The organism is Pelatocladus sp. BLCC-F211 (genome assembly GCF_041928655.1).
Taxonomy (GTDB): domain Bacteria; phylum Cyanobacteriota; class Cyanobacteriia; order Cyanobacteriales; family Nostocaceae; genus Pelatocladus.
Window position 1 is genome coordinate 1 of the sequence record NZ_JBHFLM010000248.1, and the last position, 24,651, is coordinate 24,651.

20 protein-coding genes are annotated in these 24,651 nt (G+C 39.9%); 8 read left to right on the forward strand and 12 right to left on the reverse strand.

All coding sequences use genetic code 11. The features are described from left to right. Positions 1-985 precede the first annotated feature (985 nt). On the forward strand, positions 986-1,669 hold the full coding sequence (locus ACE1AT_RS29920; RefSeq protein WP_374874774.1) for a Crp/Fnr family transcriptional regulator: 684 nt from the start codon (positions 986-988) through the stop codon (positions 1,667-1,669). A gap of 125 nt (positions 1,670-1,794) precedes the next feature. Continuing rightward, positions 1,795-3,579 carry a M61 family metallopeptidase gene (locus tag ACE1AT_RS29925; RefSeq protein ID WP_374874775.1) on the forward strand — a complete coding sequence of 595 codons (1,785 nt, stop codon included), beginning with the start codon at positions 1,795-1,797 and terminating at the stop codon, positions 3,577-3,579. A gap of 82 nt (positions 3,580-3,661) precedes the next feature. On the opposite strand, the gene ACE1AT_RS29930 is transcribed toward ACE1AT_RS29925, so the two are convergent. Together ACE1AT_RS29930 and ACE1AT_RS29935 are read right to left on the reverse strand one after the other, a co-directional pair. Continuing rightward, positions 3,662-6,298 carry an EAL domain-containing protein gene (locus ACE1AT_RS29930; protein WP_374874776.1) on the reverse strand — a complete coding sequence of 879 codons (2,637 nt, stop codon included), beginning with the start codon at positions 6,296-6,298 and terminating at the stop codon, positions 3,662-3,664. Between the two features lie 17 nt (positions 6,299-6,315). After that, the gene (locus ACE1AT_RS29935; RefSeq protein ID WP_374874777.1) at positions 6,316-6,558 is read right to left on the reverse strand and encodes a helix-turn-helix domain-containing protein; all 243 of its coding nucleotides are present in this window, start codon (positions 6,556-6,558) and stop codon (positions 6,316-6,318) included. 372 nt (positions 6,559-6,930) lie between these two features. On the opposite strand from ACE1AT_RS29935, the gene rd reads away from it, so the two are divergent. The 3 genes from rd (at position 6,931) to ACE1AT_RS29950 (ending at position 9,508) form a co-directional block, all read left to right on the forward strand. Beyond that, a complete protein-coding gene (gene rd / locus ACE1AT_RS29940) occupies positions 6,931-7,092 on the forward strand; it encodes a rubredoxin (protein WP_374874778.1) in 162 nt (53 codons plus the stop codon). A 135-nt stretch (positions 7,093-7,227) separates the two neighbouring features. After that, a complete protein-coding gene (locus tag ACE1AT_RS29945; protein ID WP_374874779.1) occupies positions 7,228-8,550 on the forward strand; it encodes an NAD(P)/FAD-dependent oxidoreductase in 1,323 nt (440 codons plus the stop codon). A 532-nt stretch (positions 8,551-9,082) separates the two neighbouring features. After that, positions 9,083-9,508 carry a hypothetical protein gene (locus ACE1AT_RS29950; protein WP_374874780.1) on the forward strand — a complete coding sequence of 142 codons (426 nt, stop codon included), beginning with the start codon at positions 9,083-9,085 and terminating at the stop codon, positions 9,506-9,508. Between the two features lie 59 nt (positions 9,509-9,567). On the opposite strand, the gene ACE1AT_RS29955 is transcribed toward ACE1AT_RS29950, so the two are convergent. The 5 genes from ACE1AT_RS29955 to mrdA all read right to left on the reverse strand — a co-directional run bounded on the left by ACE1AT_RS29955 (position 9,568) and on the right by mrdA (position 14,203). Continuing rightward, entirely contained in the window at positions 9,568-10,302 is a 735-nt protein-coding gene (locus ACE1AT_RS29955; protein ID WP_374874781.1) for a 2-phosphosulfolactate phosphatase family protein, read from the reverse strand. 140 nt (positions 10,303-10,442) lie between these two features. Beyond that, complete coding sequence (mtnB, locus tag ACE1AT_RS29960) at positions 10,443-11,075, reverse strand: methylthioribulose 1-phosphate dehydratase (protein WP_374874782.1); 633 nt, start codon at positions 11,073-11,075, stop codon at positions 10,443-10,445. Positions 11,076-11,079: 4 nt separating this feature from the next. Beyond that, positions 11,080-11,715, reverse strand: coding sequence for an HAD-IB family phosphatase (locus ACE1AT_RS29965; RefSeq protein WP_374874783.1), 636 nt, complete (start codon positions 11,713-11,715; stop codon positions 11,080-11,082). A gap of 3 nt (positions 11,716-11,718) precedes the next feature. Further along, positions 11,719-12,270, reverse strand: coding sequence for an acireductone dioxygenase (locus ACE1AT_RS29970; RefSeq protein WP_374874784.1), 552 nt, complete (start codon positions 12,268-12,270; stop codon positions 11,719-11,721). 88 nt (positions 12,271-12,358) lie between these two features. Next, positions 12,359-14,203 carry a penicillin-binding protein 2 gene (gene mrdA, locus ACE1AT_RS29975; RefSeq protein WP_374874785.1) on the reverse strand — a complete coding sequence of 615 codons (1,845 nt, stop codon included), beginning with the start codon at positions 14,201-14,203 and terminating at the stop codon, positions 12,359-12,361. A 743-nt stretch (positions 14,204-14,946) separates the two neighbouring features. On the opposite strand from mrdA, the gene ACE1AT_RS29980 reads away from it, so the two are divergent. Then, positions 14,947-15,882, forward strand: coding sequence for a polysaccharide deacetylase family protein (locus ACE1AT_RS29980; RefSeq protein WP_374874786.1), 936 nt, complete (start codon positions 14,947-14,949; stop codon positions 15,880-15,882). A gap of 307 nt (positions 15,883-16,189) precedes the next feature. Then, positions 16,190-16,459, forward strand: a complete 270-nt coding sequence (locus tag ACE1AT_RS29985) for a hypothetical protein (RefSeq protein ID WP_374874787.1) — start codon at positions 16,190-16,192, stop codon at positions 16,457-16,459. Between the two features lie 115 nt (positions 16,460-16,574). Here the strand turns inward: ACE1AT_RS29985 and ACE1AT_RS29990 are convergent, their stop codons facing one another. The 5 genes from ACE1AT_RS29990 to ACE1AT_RS30010 all read right to left on the reverse strand — a co-directional run bounded on the left by ACE1AT_RS29990 (position 16,575) and on the right by ACE1AT_RS30010 (position 22,327). Next, positions 16,575-18,806: a glycoside hydrolase gene (locus ACE1AT_RS29990; RefSeq protein WP_374874788.1), complete on the reverse strand. Its 2,232-nt coding sequence runs from the start codon at positions 18,804-18,806 to the stop codon at positions 16,575-16,577. Between the two features lie 84 nt (positions 18,807-18,890). Beyond that, positions 18,891-19,121, reverse strand: a complete 231-nt coding sequence (locus ACE1AT_RS29995) for a NifU family protein (RefSeq protein ID WP_374874789.1) — start codon at positions 19,119-19,121, stop codon at positions 18,891-18,893. A gap of 162 nt (positions 19,122-19,283) precedes the next feature. Continuing rightward, positions 19,284-19,922, reverse strand: a complete 639-nt coding sequence (locus ACE1AT_RS30000; RefSeq protein WP_374874790.1) for a DUF3386 domain-containing protein — start codon at positions 19,920-19,922, stop codon at positions 19,284-19,286. A 95-nt stretch (positions 19,923-20,017) separates the two neighbouring features. After that, positions 20,018-21,769, reverse strand: a complete 1,752-nt coding sequence (locus tag ACE1AT_RS30005; RefSeq protein ID WP_374874791.1) for an ATP-binding protein — start codon at positions 21,767-21,769, stop codon at positions 20,018-20,020. A 321-nt stretch (positions 21,770-22,090) separates the two neighbouring features. Beyond that, complete coding sequence (locus tag ACE1AT_RS30010; RefSeq protein WP_374874792.1) at positions 22,091-22,327, reverse strand: hypothetical protein; 237 nt, start codon at positions 22,325-22,327, stop codon at positions 22,091-22,093. Between the two features lie 389 nt (positions 22,328-22,716). Between ACE1AT_RS30010 and lepA the strand changes: the two genes are divergently transcribed. Then, positions 22,717-24,528, forward strand: a complete 1,812-nt coding sequence (gene lepA / locus ACE1AT_RS30015) for a translation elongation factor 4 (RefSeq protein WP_374874793.1) — start codon at positions 22,717-22,719, stop codon at positions 24,526-24,528. The last annotated feature ends 123 nt before the right edge of the window (positions 24,529-24,651 follow it).

A 24,651-nucleotide genomic window follows, 5' to 3' on the forward strand; every position in this document is an offset into this window, starting at 1 on the left:
GAGTTGTAGCACCTGGCGTTTGAGGAACGTAGACGCGCCCTGCGCGGCTGATCGCAGAGTAACCCAACATTATCAAGGCTTTGTTGGGTTTCGCTTGCGCTCAACCCAACCTACATTTCTTCTTAACTGAACCGTATTGCATGTTAAGTAGCGTAAAGTTCTTAAAATATGTTCGTAGTAAGCGGCTCTAGCCTTTTTTTGAGGACTAAAGTCCTTACTACAAACCTTTAATTATTTACACTGTCCTACTTATATTAATTGCTATAGCTTGCATTAATATTTATTAGAAAAATTTTATAAAATAAAGTAAAAGAAAATAACTTTTTAATTAAGTAAATTTACTTATTGCTATATTTTAATGACATCTTATAACGTTTTCCATCATACATATTTAATTAAGTTAAGAAAAAATACGCCAATTTACTAGCACAATAAAATGTAAATAAAGCTACTATTTATAAGAAGTAAAAGCTAGCAAACACGGTAATTTTGACTTAAGCATAGCAGTACTAGCTAGTATTTTTGTAAATTATCTAACTTATATAAAATTTTGTACTGAAATAATTCAATGACCATATAAGCATCTTTTCAAAGTAATAAACATATCCATTAAATTAATTTCATACTATAGATAGATTGACATAAATATTATGAACAGAATCTGTACGGCTAAGGTCAACCGATTTTGGATTGACCCCACAGCCCCTAACCCCCAGCTTCTGCGATTCAATAATGTATTATTAAGTATTACAAAATATTCCAAACAAATCAAGTGTTTTTACTTAATTGGTTGGTATAAAAATTCGGCAAATAGAAAAGTTTTCTCAAGGTGCGATCGCTAATCATCAAATATTTTTAAAGTATTGTCTCACCAATCGGTTTTTTCGGTGAAACCGCTGATTTTGATCGCATAATTTTTGTGGTGTAATTAAACTCTATAGCAACTAACCAAAAAGTTACGGTTAAATTATTATTCCTGCATTACATGCATACAGAGGTTTTTAGTGAACTTTTCCCTTTAATCAATACAGCCAATCCACAAACTCTGGAATGGTTACTTTCGGTTGCTGTTGAACACGAATACCCCGCGGGACGAGCTGTTTTGATGGAAGATGCTTGGGGTAACGCAGTTTACCTTATAGTTTCTGGTTGGGTAAAAGTTCGGCGCACTATAGGCGAAGATTCCGTGGCTTTAGCTATTTTAGGTCGGGGCGATTTTTTTGGAGAAATGGCAATTTTGGATGAATCTCCTCGTTCAACCGATGTGATTGCTCTTTCAGCCGTAAAATTACTGAGTATCTCTAGAGAAAAATTTATTCATATCTTATTTAAAGATCCACAGCTACACCACCGAATGCTGCAATTAATGGTAAGACGACTACGACATGCAAACATACGTTTGCAAATGCGCTCCTCTCCACCAGCAGTCAAACTTGTTCACACTCTTGTCAGCTTGGGCGATAGCTATAGTGAAGAATCAGACGAAGGTAGAAAAATTTTTAACATCCCTTTTAAAGATTTAGCAGATGTCACAGAAATTGGGGTTGAAGAAACTACCAAAATTATGGAAAAATTAAACGAAAAAGGTTGGATAAAAATTGACACTGTTAATCAAGTGGTTTATCTCGTCAATTTTCGCCAAATGATCAATCTGGCTAGCAAAGTTTAGCTTCCTGTTTTCCTCCCAATACCTCAAGGTGATGGGTTTCCAAGCGAGGTAATCTATGAGTTAGGAGTTATGAGTTAAATTAATCTTTTAACACATAATTCCGTAAGGTTTACTCTGAAGTTCAGATGAATGAAACAATAGCACCTCGTACCGATACGCGGCTTCAAAAAAAATTACCGACCATTCACTATCAGGTGGCAATGCCTCAACCAGAAAATCATCTGTTTGAGGTGACTCTACACCTTGTCGGCTACCTGTTTTCTACTCTCGATTTAAAATTACCAGTTTGGACTCCTGGTTCTTACTTAGTGCGAGAGTATGCTAAACATCTACAAGATTTCACTGCTTTTGCCAACAAGAAACCTCTAATTTGGCGAAAAATTAGTAAAAATCATTGGCAAATAGAAACAGAAAATGTATCAGAAATTACTATCAAATACCGCATTTTTGCCAACGAACTTACCGTACGTACAAATCATTTAGATTCTACACACGGCTATTTTAATGGTGCAGCGCTGTTTTTTAGGATACCAGAATTTGACAAGCAACCAATTTTTGTAACAATTGTGACACCACAGTCAGAATGGCAGGTAACTACAGCGCTACCCCCTGTTCCGGGACAAGTCAACACTTTTTGTGCTTTGGATTTCGACACCCTTGTGGATAGTCCTTTTGAGATTGGTTCTCATCAAGTCTATCACTTTCAGGTACAGGGTAAACCTCACGAACTAGCTATCTGGGGACGTGGCAATTTTCAGACGCAGCAGATGATTGCTGATATCACGAAAATTATTGAAGTCGAAGCACAAATGTTTGGCGGTTTACCCTATGAAAGATATGTGTTTCTGGTACATTTATTTGCCCAAGCTTACGGGGGTTTAGAGCATAAAAACAGTTGCTCGTTGATTTACCAGCGTTTTGGATTTCGCGATCGCGAAAAATATGATCGTTTCATGCAATTGGTAGCCCACGAATTTTTCCATTTGTGGAATGTCAAGCGCATTCGTCCCAAGGAACTGGAAGTTTTTGATTACGATCAAGAAAACTATACCCCTTGTTTGTGGTTCTGTGAGGGAACAACTAGTTTCTACGACTTGTTAATTCCCTTACGGGCTGGTATTTACGATGTCAAATCATTTTTGAATAACTGGGGTAAAGAAATTACTAGGTATCTGACAACTCCTGGGCGGAAAGTACAACCCCTTTCGGAATCTAGTTTTGATGCTTGGATTAAATTGTATCGTCAGGATGCCAACAGTGGTAATTCCCAGATATCCTATTATTTAAAAGGAGAAATGATCTCGTTATTGCTGGATTTGCTGATTCGTTATCGGCATCACAACAAGCGATCGCTTGATGATGTGATGATGCAAATGTGGCAAAAATTTGGCAAAGGCGAAATTGGCTATACTTCAGAACAGTTGCAGGAAGTAATTGCATCTGTCGCAGGAATCGATTTATCTGATTTCTTTAAACGCTACATAGATGGTACTGAAGAATTACCTTTCAATCAGTACTTAGAGCCTTTTGGCTTACACTTGGTAGCACAAACAGAAACAGAACCTTACCTGGGTATGAGAGTGGGTAACGAACATGGACGAGACATCATTAAATTTGTCGAAGTCGGTTCTCCTGCACAATTAGCTGGAATTGATCCTGGAGATGAATTGTTAGCAATTGATGGGATAAAAGTAACAGCCAATCAACTAAGCGATCGCCTGAAAGATTACCAACCCACAGACATAATCCAAGTTGCGGTCTTTCATCAAGATGAACTCCGCATTTACCCTGTCAGTTTGGCTTCTCCACCTGCAAGCAAGTATCAGTTACAACCTGTTGTCAATCCCTCTGCGATACAAACACGGAACTTTGACGGGTGGTTAAATGCATCGCTGGCAAATCTGCGGTAGTTGTAGAGACGTTGCATTGCAACGTCTCTGGTGGGTTTAAATGTCAATCGATTTGTCTTATCCCAGCAATATTGGCCCACCATTAATTTTTTATTCCTTCATCCCAAAGAATTTCCGTTGCTTTTTGAGCAGTAAGCGGACGGTAAAATAGAAAACCTTGTACATCCTCACAGTTAATAGATTTTAAGAACTCCAGTTCCTCTTGCTTTTCTACTCCTTCGGCGGTCAGCTTTAACCCCAGACTCCGTCCCAAATTAACTATAGCCTTGATAATATGAGCCACTTTCACATCTTTGGTCAAATCACGGATGAAAGAACCGTCAATTTTTAAATTGTGGAGTGGTAACAACTGTAGACGTGACAGAGAAGAATGACCCGTGCCAAAATCATCAATAGAAAGATACACTTTCATCTCCTCTAATTGTTGCAACACCGTTCTAGTGAATTCGAGATCCTCAATAGCAGTTGTTTCTGTAATTTCCAATTCTAAGAAATGCGGTTCTAACCCCGTCTCATCTAAAATCTGAGCCACTGTCTCCACCAACTTCGGTTGGCGGAACTGTTTGAGAGAAAGATTGACAGCCATGGTCAAATTAGGTAATCCTTCATCTTGCCAAGCTTTATTTTGCCTACAAGCTGTTCGCAAAACCCATTCTCCGATTGGGATAATTAATCCGCTTTCCTCTGCTAAGGGAATAAATGTACCGGGAGCAACTAGTCCCATCTCTGGATGTTCCCAACGCAGCAGCGCTTCCATACCAGTAATTTTTCCGGTGTCAATATTTACGCGAGGCTGGTAATAAACGACAAATTCTTCTCGTTCTAGAGCATGGCGTAAGCTCTTTTCTAAAGTGAGTATTTCAGGAGTTTTAGAACTTATAGAAGTTGTATAAAATTGGAAGTTATTTCTACCCTCGTCTTTAGCATGATACAAGGCTACATCCGCGTGCTGAATCAAAGTTTCAACATCAGGACTATGGTCGTCAAACAGGGCAATACCAAGGCTAGCACTGATATAAAGTTCGTTGTCTTCTATATTAAAAGCTGTTTCTAATTCTTGGAGGATTCTTTCGGCTACTTGGGCGACCTCGTCCACATAATTAACATCGGGTAATAAAATGATGAATTCATCGCCTCCCCAGCGAGCAACAATGTCACCAGCTCTGAGGGATTGCTGTAATCTTTGGGCAACACATTGTAATAATTGATCGCCGAGTGTATGTCCCAGAGTATCATTAATCGTTTTGAATCGATCCAAATCCAGAAACATTACAGCTAAACTTTCTTTTCTGCGAGCCGCATTCGGTAAAGTCCTGGACAGCTGCTCTTTAAACAATAGGCGATTTGGTAATCCTGTGAGCAAATCGTGGAGAGCTTGGTGACGAATCATTTCCTCTACCTGTTGTCGCCTTCTAGCACCACTGATACTAGCAGCCATTGTTAAGAGAGTCGATTCTTCGTGTCTTGACCAGTGACGTTCCTTTGAACAGTCTGCTAAACCCAGGACACCCCAAAAATGTTCATCTAGACGCAAAGGCACAAGCAACAGAGATAAAATACCCTCATCTTGGAGAATTGCTTGGTCAGTAACACTTAATTCTCTAGTCAAACTCGCAATTGACTTTCCTAGAGAGAGGTCATTATACCAGTGGTTGAAGCCGGAAAATTGATTGGGTTGATTTTGTCTAGTGCCTTCGGACTGAACAGAATCGCTTCTCCATTCAAATCGGAGCGTCATCTCCATTTCAGTTGTAACAGGGTGGAGATGGTTCTCAAACAAATAAACGCGATTTACCTGAGCAGCTTCACCCAGCACCGCCAAGGCTTTGTCAATGGCTTTCTCATAGTTCATTTCTGTCAGTAAAGAATTGGTAGCTTCTGCTACTGCTTGGAGCAGGCGATCGCGATGGTGTAATTCAATTTCAGCTTGCTTTTGCTCCGTAATATCCCTAACAATAAAAGTTCTAATTAAATCGCTTTCTGGAATATAGTGAATTGATTGTTCAAACACTTCTTCACCAACTTCTACTTCGCGAGTAAAAGAATTCCCTTGGCGATTTTGAACAGCGATCGCCAATCCTGCCAAAATTGTGTGCTGTATACCTAATTGTCTGATATTAGGAAATTTCAACGCCGCAGCAGGATTAAGATAAGTCACTTTTCCTTCTAAATCGATCTCAATAATGGGATTGGGAATCAATTCCGGGAAAGACGCCAACCGAGCCAAAGCAACTTCACTAGCACCTTCAACACTATCTGTGGGGACACTGAGAGTTTCAAAGGGATTAACAGGATTAGCTTGTTCTGATAAAAAGCCAGATATATCCTCAGCAACGCAAGATTCCGAAAAAGCTTGCTCTGATAAGTTCGAGATCGCATAGTATTTGGCTTTGACCTGATTATTGCCAAATTCAATCAAGTCTCCATGTTTGAGGTCATGAGAGAAGCATTTCATACCATTGACAAATAGTCCATTTGTACTTTTTTTTCCCTTAAAACTACCATCAATAATCCGAAAGGCGTATTGTTCTGTGTCTGGTAGAGTTACTCGTAATAAAATGGCGTGCTGTCTGGAGACAGATCGAGAACGAAGCACGATCGCATTTCTGATATCTCGTCCCAAAGAATATGTAGCCTCTTGTAAAGGAATTGTTCGCTGTCCTTGCAAGTCTTGCAGAACTAACAGATGACGTATTTTTTCCCGCTCATTTCCTAGCATGATTTTTCCTCAAACTCTCATCTGTTCGGCTCTTGTTCTGAAAGATATTGCTCCCATAATTCTTGATCTTGAGTAGGCATTTTCATCAGAAGCTGCTCAATCAACTTCATCCCCATTGGTGAGGGAATAGCACGACCATTTTCCCAACGGTTAACCGTCTGAAACGAAACGCCCAGCTGACGAGCTAGTTGCTCCTGTGAAAGTCCTAGCCTTTTTCTCAACTCACGAATGAGGTTAGAAAACTTTGGCCTTTCGGTCACTGTTGTGTACTCTTTTCTCTCTTAAGTATTCAGAATAAGATTAAATACTTGGTATAACAAATGGTATATTTGCGTAATTTTCAAGTCAAATACAGAATACTGTAAGTAAATTAGAACCCTGATTATAAGAGCAAGTAGGCTTACAACCTCACAGATAAATATTCGTAAATTACTTAAAAAATAAATATAATTGTATTTTTTAAACTTATTTACAATGAGAACAATAATCTCTTAAATATTTTGACAATCCCACAACAAGAAGTCGTAGGATTGTTAAAGATTAAGCCAAATCTCCAATATTCCATAGACTCAAGTGAATAAAAGTAATATAAAGACAATATGAAAAATGTCATTAATAAGACAGACATAACAATGGAAAAGTATGTATGCACAGTCTGTGGTTACGTATATGACCCAGAAGAAGGCGATATAGATGGTGGTATACCACCAGGCACAGCTTTTGCAGATATACCTGAAGACTGGGTATGTCCTGTATGTGGATCAGAAAAAGATAAATTTGAACTAGATGAGTGAGGATTGGGTATCGGGGATCGGGAACAAGGGAGAATTATTTAACAAGTCTCTTGCCAATTCCCGATCCCCGTTACCCCTTATCCCCAGAGGGGGCCCCACCTTCCCCGATCCCTGATCCCCGATACCCAATAACAAATGACAAAATTGCAAATAATCATTATAGGTGGTGGGGCGGCTGGTTTTTTTGCTGCGATCGCAGCAGCCAAAGCTAATCCTCGCGCCCATGTAATTTTACTTGAAGCTAGCCATCAACCATTGGCTAAGGTTCGTATTTCTGGTGGCGGACGCTGCAATGTCACTCATGCTTGCTTTGAACCGCGAGAGTTGGTTAAAAATTACCCCAGAGGTAGCAAAGCGCTATTGGGTGCTTTTACGCGCTTTCAACCTAAAGACACTATCATCTGGTTTCAGGCTCATGGTGTAGAGTTAAAAACCGAGGCTGATGGCAGAATGTTTCCCACTACAGATAGTTCAGAAACCATCGTCAATTGTTTGATGGGTGCAGCCAAAGCGGTGGGAGTAGAACTGCGTATAGGGACTGCGGTGACATCAGTGAAATTAAAAGAAGACACAGAGAGGGAAAGACGCGGTGACGCGGTGAATCTATCAAAACTATTCGACCTGTCCCCACCTCCCCGTGTCCCTGTGTCAGAGAAGCTCATCTCTCACTTCGAGATTACTTTGAAGTCAGGGGAGAAATTACAGTGCGATCGCTTGCTGTTAGCTACAGGTAGTAATCCCATAGGCTATAAAATAGCTCAACAATTGGGACATACTATCGAGTCACCAGTCCCATCTTTATTTACTTTTAATATCAAAAATCAAAAGCTTACAGAGTTGGCTGGTGTGAGTGTCAATCCTGTGAAATTGCGGCTCATTGTACCGGAATACCCACATCTAGAACAAACAGGGCCATTGCTGATTACCCATTGGGGTGTAAGTGGCCCAGCTGTGTTGAAATTATCTGCTTGGGGTGCAAGAATGTTGCACTCTAGTAATTACCAAGCCACTTTAGTTATTAATTGGCTACCCCATCTCAAACAAGAACAAGTGCGTCAACAATTGTTGATAGTTAAGAACAATTCACCGAAGCGTCTGATTGCATCTCATCGCGATGTTGACTTACCCCATCGCCTGTGGCAATACATTGTTTCTTGTGTAGGTATTTCTGTGGAAGATCGTTGGGCAGAATTATCAAACAAAACTTTAAATAAATTAGTGCAAGAACTTACCCAAGGACAATACTCCATAAACGGTAAAGGAGTGTTTAAAGAAGAATTCGTAACTTGTGGTGGTGTAAATCTTAAAGAAATCAACTTTAAGACTATGGAAAGTAAATTGGTTCCTGGTCTTTACTTTGCAGGAGAAATTTTAGATATCGATGGTGTAACTGGTGGCTTTAATTTCCAAAGTGCTTGGACAACAGCTTATCTAGCAGGTTCAGCATCCATAAGTTAAGTAAATAGGGACAATGAGAATTACTAGCTATTTGTAATTTAAAATATATTTTAAATAATGTTTTTTCGTTGCAAAAAAAACGTGAATAAAAATAAATAATAATTAAAAAATTGACATATTATTCTCTATTCTCAGGAAAAATACTGACTATTTGCATAACGATTAAGTATTTATTGTAAAATCGACAATGTAGAATGAAACTTTATTTTCTTTACAGCTTATAGTTTCTGTCTACTACCCCTTGTATTATTTCTCCAGAAAAGGATAAACAAGAATCATCTACAATTCATCACCAAAATTGTATAATTTCGGGCTGACAACTAAGTTTCAAAAACATAGAATATAGCTCATAAGCTATCTCATTACAAACTTTATCAGTGGTTATTATTGGCCACTGAACAATATTTCTTAGGAGAAAAATTAGTAATTTTTCTCTAGAAACTTGTTATGAAATTTTTAGTTTATCACCGATAAACTACAGTGTTCTTTGAGTGTAGGTATCACTGACTTAAATGTAAGTTGGGAGGGAAAATTGAAACTGAGGCTCGGCTTTATCATACTAGGGATTATTTTAATTTCCTTTGCACAATCAAATAAACTTACTTGTACTCGTACTGAAAAGCAGGGGTCATGTAAGTTAGTACGTTCCGGTTTTTTATGGTCAGAAGAAAAAGAATTACCTGTGAATAAATTACGAGGTGCTAAATTTTATAGCCCCAAGAACGACGAATCATCTAAAGTCGTGATCAATACTAGTAACAGCGAAGTGTCATTTTCTTCCTTTACAAGTTACGCTAATGAAAATCAGCAGCGAGCGATCGCATCCCAAATCAATAATTTTGTTAGAAACAGCGAACTACCATCTTTGCAGGTCGAGCAAAATGACACATGGTGGATTGTGATTGGATTTATCAGTCTGGCTGTTGGTGTGTATCCCTTGCTAAAACCAAAATCTTAATTCAAATTAGATTCAGTTATCAGTTACCTGTTGATAACTGATAACTGTTCACTGAAAATTTAGTATTTTTTTAAAACGCCTGGTTCTTTCTGTATAGGCAAGACATCTAAAGTATCAGATTGAGAACAATATTTTAAGTCTTCATGACACTCCAGACGTAATAAACGTTTGCCATGACTAGCATGATGAAATAATCCTAATAAATTATCTTGCCACTGAGAATAAAGGGCGATCGCATTGATAACTTCATCATTACCTGCAATTTCATCAGCAGAGAAATTAGTTTTTTGCAAGAGATCATGAGCGATCGCACCTGCACAGGCTGTATCTTCTAGAGAAAAACTACCTTCCCAACCAGAACCGACAATCCACACTGTTTCTGGTTGCTTTTCCAAAACAAATTTCACTACTGCACCACGGTTGATAAATGCTGCTGCAATCACAGTTTTAGCGTCTTGGACTCGTTGTAAAGTCCTGGTACCATTGGTAGTACTGATAAACAAGCGCCTTCCTTTTACCCTCTCTGGGGTACAATCGAGAGGAGAATTACCTAAATCGAAGTCAGGAACTTTGGCTCCGCCACGTTCTCCGGCTCGTAGCCGTTTTTCGACTGGCCAAGATTCACTGACTTGTATAAGTTGATCTAAATCGCTGAACGCTTGGACTGCTTCACCACCAGCAGCCAAAGCTGTTGCAATTGTGGAAGTGGCTCGCAGTACGTCAACTGCGATCGCACATTCTGGCACTTTATCCACTGGGGTAGATTCTGGAGTATGGTAAATGAATAGCTTCACGCGCTGGGTTATACCTGATTTGAGACTGCCGATATCACATTCACTCTAGTTTTTTGTGCTTTGTCAAGTCAATGGCTAACTGCTTTGCATCATTACGAACTTAAATGGCGATCATTTGCTGTTTTCGGTATGACTCAACTCTACTCTTCACCAAAAACCCGTCGTGCTGCAACCAGATAACGGAAAATGTATTCTACCAACTCAAGATAGTTACGAGTTTCTACTGAAGAAGAACCCCAGACTGTGACACCGTGATCACGGATAAGTAAGGCTGGTAATTGTGGGGTTATCTTGCTAAATCTTGCTTTGATTTCATCCGCAATCTGCTGTACCTGTAAATGATTAGCAAATATAGGCATAACACAATCAGGGTTTTCTTCCCATACCCCTAGTCCTTTGAGCATTTCTAGCGGTGGTAAAGGTAAAGCATCTGTCTTTACAAATCGAGAAACCAGGTTGGCTTCTACCGAGTGGACATGATAGCAACTTTTGGCTTCCGGGAAAAGATCATAAATAACTTGGTGAATAGCAGTCTCAGCACTCGGTTTAGAGTTTTTTGTGGGTTGTTCTACTTTCCCATCTGGATAAATTCGTACAAAGTCATCGATGACTAATTCTCCTTTGGATTTGCCGCTAGCAGTAATCCAGAAGCTACCATCAGACAAACGTGCTGAGAGATTACCTGCTGTTCCCAGCATCCAACCCTGTTGATAAAAGTGACGGGCGGTATTAATTAACTCCAGACGGGTATCATTTAGGGTTGGGCTGTTCATTATCCTAGACAGAATTCCAAAATTGTGCTAACTTATCGCGCACTTCAAAAAAGTCTTGCCAGAGAATGTAGGGTTTTTGATTTTCTTCTAAATAATAGGCTAGGCGATCGCGAGCAAAAACTATCGGTGTTGCCAAAGCCATATTTAAATCAGTAATCGAATCACCAATAGCTATTTTCTCATCTGCTGGATACTTTTCCATCACTTGCACTTTCGCAACTAATTCTGTCCCACCTTCAAACTCAGAATTTACCTGCAAGTACTCAGTAGCTGTATCAATATCAACAGCATGGATGGCATGAATTCGTGGTAATAGTTCATCCAAAACAACTTCCACCATACCCCGCAGTCCACCAGAAATTACGACCAAGGGTACTTCCTGTGTATCCAAAAAATCTAGTAATTCTGTAAACCCCGAACGAATTGGTTGTTTACGAGTAAATTCCAAAATTTCGGGGTAGCGAGAAGATGGAATTGACTCCAAAATCTGCTTGACTCCCTCGCGTAATGTCAGTCGCTGTGCGTACATTTCTGGTATCAATTGGGCAGAAAGCTGAGGTGAAAAATGCTTCAGCACTGCTACAAAGGTTTCTGATACCGTGATAGTACCGTCAAAGTCGCAAAAAACGATACGTTTCATTTTCTAAGCAACAGCCTGACGTCTATGAATTGGTGTACCTGTATACTCAGGAATCCAGCCTTCTGTGTTGGTGAAATAACGTACAGCTTTCACTCGTCGATCTGGTGTAAGATAAAACCAGTGTTCTGTCCCAGCAGGCACATTGATATACTCTTGTGGTTGTACAGTTAGTTCTACCTGGCTACCATCGGGACGCACAAAGCCAAAAATACCTTCTCCCGCGACGATGTAGCGTACTTCATCATCTGCATGAGTATGAATCTTGTCAAATTTTGCTAGCAGTCCATCCAAGTTGGGGGTGTCTGGATGAAGAACAATTAAGTCACGGGATTGATAGCCTGCTGTTTGTTGCAACTCGTTAAAATATTGATCTAAAGCTACTAATACTTGTTCTTTTTCGTCTTCACTGAGACTATCTTTTGCGAGCAGTTTGTGTAATTGGGGATCTTCCCCTACAGACCAATAATCGAGTTGAATGTTGAGGGACGCTAATTCGCGAGAAATATCTTTCAGGTCAGTATATACTTTGCCGTCTTCTAGTTGTAATCTCGCCATAGTTTACCTCCTGCATCAGATATTGTACGCTAATTCTAGCAGTTTACGGTAGACGCCCTTGGGGACGTCTACATTGGTGTCCGATGTTTTAATTATTTGCTAATTTATTGGCATCAGACTTATTGTATTTGCCTGGATATTTCTTGTGAAAATAATTTTCCATCACTTGTAACGCCATTGGTCCGGCCACACTACCACCGCCACCACCGGAATGTTCTGCAAATGTGACAACCAAAATTTCTGGTTTATCAGCAGGAGCATAACCACCAAACCATGCATGATTGGCTTTAACACCATGACGTAACCAAGCTTCAGCAGTTCCTGTTTTCCCAGCGACAGGAGGAAGAGTTGGCACATTTAGGGCTTTACCCGTACCTTCACTGACGACTTTCCGCAGTCCATCTCGAAGAACTTTGACTGTGGAGGGTTTCATATTAACTGGTTTACGCCAAGTTTTTGCTTGTTTGTTGTCTTCGAGTAAATGCGGTTGAACTCTGTAACCACCATTAGCAGGTACAGCAAACATCACACCGACTTGCAGAGGTGTGGCGAGTAGCGCTCCTTGACCAATTGACATATTTACAGAATCGCCTACAGTCCAAGGCATTTTCCAGGTTTTCTGTTTCCAAGTTTCATCGGGAACGAAACCTTTTGATTCTTCTGAGGCGAATTCAAACCCGGTTTTTTTGCCAAAACCATATTTACGTGTCCATTCAATTAAAGTCGGGCCACCCACTCGCGCACCAACTTGGTAGAAAAAGGTATCGCTACTCATGGCGATCGCTCGTGCAAATCCCACTGTTCCAAATCCCGCATGATTCCACTCATTAAAGCGAGTACCGCCAAAGTTGAGAGAACCATAGGTTGGTAGCACCGTACCTGGAGAAAATTCACCGGACTCTAACCCCGCAGTGGTGGTGACAATTTTAAATGTACTTGCTGGAGGATAGGCTCTCAAAGCACGATTGAGTAAGGGATGGTCTGCACCTAACAAGATTTGTTGTAATTCTTTTTGAGAAGCTTTTGGTTTGGAGAAAATATTGGGGTCAAAGGTGGGATGAGACACCATTGCTAAGATCGCGCCGTTGTGGGGATTCATGGCGATGATAGTACCATTGCGATCGCCTAAAGCCTTTTCTGCTGCTATTTGCAAATCCGCATCTAGGGTCAAACGTAGATCCTCACCAGCTTTTACCTGTTTCTGTCCTATAATCCGCAATGGACGACCACTACCATCTACTTCCAATTGCTGACCGCCCCATTCACCCCGAAGCAAGTCTTCGTAAGCTTTTTCAACTCCCATTTGACCAATTACATCTCTGAGACGGTAGCCTTCGTCTCTCTTTTGCTCTAATTGTTTACGAGTTAACTCACGAGTATAACCCAGTACATGAGCAAATTCTTTACCATGTGGATAGTAACGAACTGCATCCGTATGTATTTCTACTTTATCTAGTTCGCTTTCGTACTCTTTTAAGGCAGTAATTTCATCTAAACTTAAATTGCGTTTAATCCGCACTAGTCCGGAGTAATCAGGCTCTTTCTCTGCTTCTTCGAGTTTCTTTTCTATTTCATTGAGCGGAATGTTAAGAATCTCAGATAAACGCGAGCCTACTTTTGACCAAGAATCATTTTTCTTGTGAGCCATCGGCCACAAATACACAGAATGAGGATAGCGAGTAGTAGCTAAAAGCTTGCCATTACGGTCAAAAATATTACCTCTTTCTGGTTGTTTGTGTAAAAGCCGAACCCGATTAGACTCGGCTCGTTCTCGATGAGAAGGGCCTTGAACAATTTGCAAATACACTAACCGCGCCAGAATACCTTTTGTCAACAACAAGGTAAACACAATCAAAAATATAGATTGGATACCCCGTCCAACGGTACGTGATTGTTTATTATTGCTTGTCAGAGGAGATTGTAATAGGGACATACTATTAACTTTGATCCAAAACACACTTAATATGTATACAATTACGCTCTAATGCTAACCGTATTGAGAGAAAAATAATTCGGGTAGAATGCTATCAACTTGAAATTGATGTATAAGAAAGTTCGTAGTAAGGACTTCAGTCCTTATTTTCTCAGTAAGCTGTCTTTAAAACAGGGAGCGAGAATTAGAGAATAGATTTTCATGTCATTATTGTGTTATTTATTACATATTAAATCTAACTTTAACACTGGTAGTATAAATCTCTATTTTTTTGCTGGTATATAATAAACAGCATTTGGGTTCAGTATGGAAGTCAATACACTATATTAATTTGTTTAGTTACAAAAAGATAAGGTTAATTGATCACTTTATGACAAATGTTATAGAAAATCTTTGTTTGCAAATCTCTAATGCTTCATCAAAGTATTTTGGATTTTGGATTGACTAAACAGTCCCTAACCCCCAATTTGGAGGAATGGAGGCTGGTGGTCAGAGGGAGGAGCTTATACCCTGAGAAAAATAATTGGTCAAATTAGCAATCATGGATAGGATTTGAGACGGTAGTGCGGAAAGAAGTAGACACAGAAATCAACAAATGAAAGCAGCCAAAAGCTCATCAAAATTAATTTTTAATTTTTAATCTCCATGTAGTGGTATTAATTATGAGATTTAATCTCACTTTTCAGAGAAATTTAACCTTGGTACTAGTAATGTAATACGGATATCTAAAAATAATAGACAATATGAGTAATAGCAAAAATCATCAAGTGTTTAATCATGCCAAAAATAAGAATCTTCCTCTTACCTTATCTATAATATTTATAATTTTAATAATTATTCTTATTTCTCATGATACTGCTACTGTCATTCCTATCTTAGGATTTCATGGAGTAATTAGTAATCAAAACTCTGTTACTCAAATTGACCAAGATAGAATGCATTATCCACGAAAAAACTTAGAAATATTTTTAGAATACTTAATCATTAATGATTACTGGTTTTTAAGCTCACAAGATTTATATAATATTGTGTCAAGCAAAAATCCAAGCATTTCTCAGATTTTAAAAAAAAGAAAGCCCATCATACTTTCTTTTGACGATGGATATAAAACTGTATATACAAATTTGCTGCCTATCTTAAAAAGACTAGAAAAAAAATATAAGAAGAAAGTAAAAGTCGTTTTATTTATCAATCCAGGAACTTTAGCGAATAAAAATAGTATTAATTCTCCTAATTTAGGATGTGAAGAATTAAGAGAAGGCTTACGACAAGGTTTCTACGATATTCAATCTCATGGCTTAAATCATCAAGACTTAACAAAACTGAGAGATAAAATATTGATTAAGGAATTATTGCAATCTCAAAATGAACTGAGAAAATGCACTCATGATTTAGATCCAGAAAAAAAAGTAGCTTTGCATTTTGCCTATCCTTATGGTGCTTATAATCAAAGAGTCAAAAAATATGTAGCTAAATATTATTTATCAGGTTATCTGTATAATAATAAACTTTTGAATCGCCATATTTTGAGAAATTACTATGAAATACCTCGTTTAACAGTTAATCAACAAGAATCTGTGAAAAATTTAATTGAAAAGTTTGATACAAAATTTAATCCAAAATCAATCAAGATTTTATCGATAAAAGAAAAACCAGAAAAATCAAAAGTCAAACAATAGTATATCTAAATCTCAAATTTAAATTTACTTTTCTTTTATATGCACCAGGTACAAAATATTGCTATTGCTAGTCAAAAACGTTCATATGCTTTGGATGCGTTGCGTGGCTTTGCAATTTTAGCAATGATTTTATCAGGTACAATATCTACCCTGCTTGAGTAATATCTATAACACTAGGTTATCTTATATTACAATTGTTATTATATGATCTTATTGTGATATATTTAACAATCTAAATTAAGCAAGTTGATAAATAGATAAATAAAGTTTCACTAATCAAACTTCAAGTCTAACGGAGATACATAAAATGTCAGGTTTTTTAAAAATTAAGCAGGATACTTATTTTAAGCAAGATCCACTACAAGAAGCACAGTATCTCGGTAATGGAGATAAGGCTGAAATTGCAGCAGGTAGCAATATTTCATTCTCCTATATTACTTTTGTGAAATATCTAGGTAAGCCATTTCACGAACACATGCATTTAGAGGTACATTGCGATCCCCCAATCAAGTCTATATCGGGTGATGACATCCAAACTTGGTTTGTTTATGCGGACGATATAGATGAGATTAGATAGGGATTGGGGACAAGGGGGACAAAACAAGTCAAAAGTCAAAAGTCAAAAGTCAAAAGTCAAAATAAAGAACTTTTGATTTGTTGCCCAATGCCCAATGCCCAATGCCCAACAAATATTAAGGTACTTCAATCGAAATCAAAGTATTCTCTGGTAGATAATTGCAAAAACGCCCTTCATCTGCAAACGCTAAAATTAGGTGCAGGGTATAATCTGGTGGAACTTGCAAATCAGCCCACGGTACTGAAATCTCTAAACAACGGTCTAAAGCAACTTGACCTCGACTGCTACGGGAATACCATTGATAATGTTCTCCTGCTTCCTGAAATTGCAGCGATTGGGTCAACAAATTGATTTCTAAATGATGGTGGAAAAGGTAATTAATTGGCGCGACATCGGGAACTTCCATTAAGGGAACAGGGCTATTGTGCATTGTTTTGTCAGGATAAAACCACAGCAAATTTAATTCTGGTGGTAAATCTTGTCCTGGTTGAGTCCCTGTTTTAAAGTCTAGCCTCAGATAAAAATTCAAGTGATCCACTCCATACCACAGGCGTTGAACGACGCTGCTGTTGTGCATGGTTCCCCGTGAACCACCGATTTCGATACGCCCAGCTTTATCCCAGTCTTGTTCATCTCCCTTACCGTCAATGTTGGGATGAATAAAGCTTTCTGGGCGATGATCCATGCGTGCGGCGTGGACTTCTACTGGGTGACGTAAGTAAGCAGGTATAGGTTCATTTAAAGCTTGGTAAATGCTGCACAGATGTTCTCGAAATAATTGATCGAAAATGGCATCTTGGTTAGAAGAATGGCCTTCACCAAACCACCAAAACCAATCAGAACCTTCTGCTGCGTACAATGCTTCCCAAGCTACTGGGTTGTTTTCTTCAGTTGCTTCTGGATGATTTGCTAAGGTGACTCGTGCGTGGGTTAAGTAGTCCCAAGCACGATTTTTGGCGGGATCGCCGATCCAAGTAGTAAAACTACCATCTACCCAGGAACCACTGTGTAGTTTGTTTCCGGGAATAGTTGCTGTTGGTGGATACTGTTCGAGAAATTCTGAGACAGTGACGAGTTTAAGATGTGGTTCTCGTTCTAGGTTTGCATACAAAGCTTCTAAGAAGGGTTTACCATCTTGGGAATAAAATTCCCAGCAATTTTCGCCGTCCAATGCAATGGTGACTAACCAAGGTTGTTCACTTTGGTGTTCTCTTTGCATTCTGGCGATCGCTTGCAGGTGTCCCACCAAGTCACCTGCTGCTTGCTTAGGTGTCATGGAACCATAGGTAAAACCAATTAAATCTGATAATCTGTGGTCACGAAAGACGATCGCCAAATCACCCGCAGGAGTTTCTAGACGATATGGTCGATACAATAAATTAGGTTCTTGGACATTTCCCGCCCCATCACGATGGAAAAAGTGCCGCAGCGTCCATCCCAAGATCGCTTCATCTGAGCAAATCCACTGAAAACCTTGTTTGCTAATATACGGCAAAACTTCTGGACTTACTGATTGTTCCGATGGCCATAAACCACGGGGTTCTTGTCCAAACCTATCTATATATAAATTCCAAGCTTTTTGTAAATGTCGGGGAATATCTTCTGCCCACTGAAATCGAGAATGGGGCAAAGTCATATTTGATACAGCTATTCTCCCCGAATCTGTATCGGCAAGTAAGGGTAAAATTGGGTGAGTGTAGGGCGAAGTTAATACTTCAATTTGCCCTGTTTCTTGCATTTTCCGGTGCTGCGGGATAATGCGAGCTATAATATCTCGTTGTTTGGAATAAATGCGCTGGCGATCGCTTAAAGTAAAATTTCGCCCTTGTTTTAACCAAGCATTAATTTCTGGATCATCCCAAAACAAAGGATCAATCCAAGCCAGATTGTGCCAAGCTAATAAATCACTATAATCTTGTGCTTGCCAATTTGCTAAACACCAAGCTTGTCCTTTCTCTTGCTTTTGGCTATACAACTCACTGTAGCGGGGATGGGGATCAATCATCGTATGATGATTGGCGTCAAAAAAGTGTTGGATGATAAATTCTCGCTGTTGCTGAGTGAGTTGTTCTGTAGGTGTCAGACTAGCTTCTAGGTAAGGATCAAAAGCTGTACCCGATATATAATCTTCTAATTGCAAAATCAGCGATGGTACTAAATTCACCGCTTGATGTAATTTAGGATACTTTTCTAATAATAATACTAAATCCAGATAATCTTTTGTACCGTGGAGACGCACCCAAGGCAAGCGGTAATGCTGGGATAAAGAAAGCGAAACGCCGCTGCGAGATTTATACAGCGGCTGGTGTTGATGCCAGATAAAAGCGATGTACAGAGGATGAGACATAGGCTTATTTGGGGATAAGGGTCAACGGGGATCGAGGATCGGGGATCGGGCATGGGGTATTTCCCCTTTCCCCATTGCCCATTGCTAAATAACTTGTTCTACTTCTGCAATTTCGGGAATCATTTCTTTGAGACGACGTTCAATACCCATTCTCAAGGTCATTGTGGAACTTGGGCAAGAACCACAAGCGCCTTGTAAACGCAGTTTGACAATGGGACCGTCGAGTTCTACAAGTTCTACGTTACCACCATCAGACATTAGATAAGGACGCATTTCATCCAATACAGTTTCTACGTTGTCAGGAGTCAGTTCCATTTTTTCAGACCTCTTTTGAACAGAAAGTATTTATTTTCTATATTTGTTAACTACATCCTAGTACAAGGAGGGTCGGAGAGGTGAGGGAGGGGGAGGACACGGGGGACACGGGAGAAATAACTAATAGCCAATGCCTGATGACCAATGACCAATGACTAACTACTAACCAAGAACAATATTTGAGTAATTAAACTCAGTATTGGTAGTATTTTTTTCATCTATATACTCTTGCACAACTTGCTTGGTTATGATGTAGTAGTTGCCTATTTTCTCATAGGTATCTTCAAACTTGAGAATGCTGTCCACTGTGTTGGTTTGGGTGTTGCGGAAAGTGGCATCATAGCAAGCGGGAATATAGCCTTCACCTGTATCTAAACTTTTATAAGTATCAATTACAAAAGCCATACGACTCATGACCCGATTGACTTGACAAACTTGCTTGTCGCGGATTTTATATGTAGAATCCATTGACTCACCTTTGACCAGAATTTCTACTGCATTGGTATTGTCTGTTTCGCCTAAAACAAACTCGTTATTGCCGTGGGACTCTTCAAAAGGAGTACGTTGGCGGTGAGTGACCATATCTTGCAATTGGGTGTAAATACCTTCTGCCACTTGCTGATCAGTGACTCCCGTAACTTCTATACTCATGTCGTGGTTAATGTGAATCTGACCTGTGTAAATCTCCGCACCCTGCACTACTTTTACATTTGCACTATAACCAGGAAAATTTGTGTCCCAAGTGTAACGGCTTTCGTAAGCAGTTTGGAATAACTCGCGGGCTTTGTTTGGAGCTGTCATACCACCACATTGACTTCACTTTTCTCAGTTTAATCCGCTTTGCGGTGTCCAGAGTCAATTGTCCATTGTTACGAGTGACAACAATTGACAATTGACTATTCTTGTGGACTACTTTCACTTGAGGAAACCATGACAGGTTGCTGATAAAGTGGCACGTTGAAAGTTACTGTGGAGCCAAGTCCTTCACCCAAACTATAAAAATGGACTTCTCCACCCATGGCTTCTACAAGTTTTTGAGAGATGACCAGTCCTAGACCTGTACCACCATATTGGCGAGTGCGGGAACCATCTACTTGTGAGAATAGTTGAAACAGTTTGTCTTGTTGATCTAGAGAAACGCCAATACCAGTATCTGCTACTCGCACTTTTACCATACCGGGGAATTCTTGGTCTTGAAATATGACTTTTTTACGAACTACATCGGCGTTGACAGTGACACCACCTTCCTGGGTAAATTTAATGGCGTTGCCAACTAAGTTCAGCATTACTTGTTTGAGGCGTTGATAGTCACCATGAACAAGAATATCATCTGATGTATCTGGCAAATACATTTGGAAGCTTAACTTTCTTTGTTCTGCTTGTAGGCGCATAAAGTTACCTACGTCACTGAAGAGTTCTGCAAGACTTACTGGTACTAATTCCAGTTCCATTCTGCCTGCTTCGATTTTGGCAAAGTCTAAGATGTCACTGATAACATCAAGCAGGTGTAGTGATGACTTATGGGCCTCCAAAATAAATTGCTTTTGTTCTTCTGGATCATCAGCCATTCCGTCCAAAATCAATTTTAAAAAGCCAATTATACCATTAAGTGGCGTTCTAATTTCATGGGAAACGTTAGCTAGAAATTCACTTTTGAGGCGAGAAGCTTCTTCTGCTTGTTGGCTTGCGGCTTCTAATTCTTGATACAAAGTTGCGTGAGCGATCGCTGTACCTAACTGATCTGCCACTTCTTTTGCTAGCTCAAGTTCTGTGGCTGTCATACCGTAACATTGATCACACAGAGTTACAGCAATCAATCCGTTCGGCTGATTTTGATAACAGGTTGCTACTACCAACATTGTTTCCTGCCCAAAGAGCGGATGTTTGGCGTTCTGTTCTAAAATTGGTTCTAAAGTTGTCAAAGCTCTCGCAAATGCTGGCTCACAAGCAATATCCACTTCTAAGCCCAATACAGAGTTTAATGCTGGTTGGTGATACTCTGCTATGACCCTGAGCTTGTTATTTGATGGTTGGTATGGACAGATGATCGAACGCTTTAGTTGTAGCAGCTCACCTAAACTGTCAACGGTTTGTTGCCAAATCACATCTAAGTTGAGAGTGCGGCGAATATTTCTGGTAATTTGGGTGACTAATTGTTGATTTTGCCGCGAACGTAATACTAATTCCAGTTCTGTGGCGCTTTGTGTTTTCACGTCAATTTCTGTTTCGCTGACTGTGGCTTGTAGTAGCCGTCCCATAACCAAAACAGCGATCGCGGGATTACCCAATGTTGGCAAAATTGGACTAAGGATTAACTCTAACTCTAGAGAATGCTCCTGATAGCGAAACCAGCATTGACACTTTTCTGGCACCAAAGTTGTGAGTATGCGCTGCAACCGTTCTAAGTAAGCAACCTTATCTACTGGAGCAAAAACCACATCGACTTTGGCATCAGCAACTATTTGCTGAGGATCAATACCGAACCTTTGGCAATGTTGCCAATCAAAGGAAAGATACCGCCCTGTGCCATCTTGCGTGTACACTAACTCTGCTCTTGAATTAGTTGATGAGCCATTAGTGTTACTGGTAATCGCTTCCAGATGCTCAGACACAGAATTCGGCTGTTGGGAATTAGCAGCAATACTCATGACTCGAGTTGGATAGACAAATGGCAACCCAAAAATTTCTTTTGCTGAAGCTGCTTATAGCTTGGCATAATTTTTTACAGCTTTAGCACTTTTGATTAGTAATTTTTTGGCTGAGAACAGACAATTTAAGAAAATCTACACCTTTTAATCCTCACTAAACAGCTATTTTCATTACCTAATGTCGTTAGGTATAAATAATTATCTAATTAAAAAGGTTAAAAAGCTCATAAATTAAACTTTCTAGCCTTTTAGCTTGAAAATGGGTGTAGGGGTGTAGGAGGAGTCATATTTTCATGCCTTCATTGGGATTGCCTTATTTTACTAATCATTCCATTCACCTCGTGGTGGTACAGGCATCCGCCGAGGATTGCGCGTAAGTTCATCGTCTCTAGGAACTTCACCTCGCAACCACTGACGAATCGCCACTTCAATTACTTTACTGGGGTCGTTGGTTAAATGGCGAATTTGCTCCACCAACTCAGAGTCTAGTCGAACTGCTATTTCTACCTTATCGGTTGGAGATTCTTCCGCATCGGTAATTTTATCTTTCATATTCATGTTGATATACTCTCAATTCGTTTGTCAAAGGCTTTGTAAAAAGCTTGTTTCGGCTCCGGGCAATTATGATCTGCAATCTAGCTTTTGTTGTCTGCATTTTGCAGTTCTAGATGTTTATTGTACGCTCCCAACTGATCAATACCAGATGCTATAGATAGACCTTTATATTTTGTCATTGGGCATTGGGCATGGGGCATTGGTTATTCTCACCTTTTTTCCCTTTTTCCCTTCTCAATTTTTAATTTTTAATTTTTAATTGATATGTCTCCCTTGTCCCCTATTCCCTCTTAACCTTTTCCTTCAATTGCACCGTCTGAGCGAAGAAACCATTAAAATACGTTAAGTATATTGCTGTTTAACCTTGGTTGCTGCTAAAGCAAAAAAGTATTATGACTGACGTTCCCGCAGCTCGTATTCGGAATTTTTGTATTATTGCTCACATTGACCACGGCAAATCTACTCTTGCTGACCGCTTGCTGCAAGTCACTGGCACGGTGGACAACCGACTCATGAAAGAACAGTTCCTCGACAATATGGATCTGGAACGGGAGCGCGGCATTACCATCAAGCTGCAAGCAGCCCGGATGAACTACACGGCCAAAGATGGTGAGCAGTACGTATTGAATTTAATCGATACTCCTGGTCATGTGGATTTTTCTTATGAAGTATCTCGAAGTCTAGCAGCTTGCGAAGGCGCATTGTTGGTAGTAGATGCTTCCCAAGGTGTAGAAGCACAAACCTTGGCGAATGTTTATTTGGCACTAGAACATAACCTAGAAATTATCCCGGTGTTGAATAAAATTGACTTACCGGGAGCAGAACCAGACAGGGTAATTGGGGAAATCGAAGAAATTATTGGCTTGGATTGTAGCGGTGCGATTCTGGCTTCTGCGAAAGAGGGAATTGGTATTGATGAAATTTTGGAAGCGATTGTAGAGCGTGTTCCACCGCCACGAAATACAGTAAATGAATCTCTAAGGGCCTTGATTTTTGATAGCTACTATGATAGCTACCGGGGTGTGATTGTATATTTCCGGGTGATGGATGGAAATTTGAAGAAAGGCGATCGCATCTACTTAATGGCGTCTGGTAAGGAATACGAAATTGACGAGTTAGGTGTACTTTCTCCCACCCAAAAGCAAGTTACTGACTTACACGCCGGAGAGGTAGGTTACTTGGCAGCTGCGATTAAAGCTGTGGCTGATGCCCGTGTTGGTGATACGATTACTCTCACTAATGCCAAGGCTACTGATGCTTTATCTGGGTACAAAGAAGCAAACCCGATGGTGTTCTGTGGCATGTTTCCCATTGATGCAGATCAGTTTGAGGATTTGCGAGAAGCGTTAGAGAAGCTAAAACTTAATGACGCAGCCCTCCACTATGAACCAGAAACTTCCAGCGCCATGGGTTTTGGTTTCCGTTGTGGTTTTCTGGGATTGCTGCACATGGAAATTGTGCAAGAACGCCTAGAACGAGAATACAACCTAGACTTAATTATTACTGCCCCCTCCGTAGTTTACTGTGTTACCACTAATAAAGGTGAAGTACTCTACATCGATAACCCCAGCCACTTACCCTCTCCCAACGAACGGGAAAAAATAGAAGAACCCTACGTCAAGGTAGAAATGATTACACCAGAGATTTATGTTGGTACTCTGATGGAATTATCACAAAACCGACGTGGTGTGTTTAAAGATATGAAGTATCTCACCCAAGGACGTACGACGCTGACTTACGAATTACCTTTAGCAGAAGTCGTCACTGACTTTTTTGATCAGATGAAATCGCGATCGCGTGGTTATGCGAGTATGGAATATCACTTGATCGGCTACCGCGAAAATCCTTTGGTGAAGTTGGATATCATGATCAACGGCGAGCCGGTTGATTCTTTGGCGATGATTGTCCACCGTGATAAAGCTTATGGTGTTGGGCGATCGATGGCTGAGAAGTTAAAAGAACTCATCCCTCGTCACCAATTCAAAGTACCAATTCAAGCCTCTATTGGTAGTAAAGTGATCGCCAGCGAACACATTCCCGCTTTACGAAAAGATGTACTTGCCAAGTGCTACGGTGGTGACATTAGTCGGAAGAAAAAGTTGTTGCAGAAGCAAGCCAAAGGTAAAAAGCGGATGAAAGCTGTAGGTACAGTTGATGTCCCACAAGAAGCTTTTATGGCAGTGTTGCGTTTGGATCAGCAGTAAACCTGACTAAACTATTAGGAATTTGGCGTTGCTGAATCAAGATATGAATTTATAATTCACGGGTATGTAGAGACGTAGCAATGCTACGTCTCTACAAGGATTTCGTATCAAAGACAAATATGT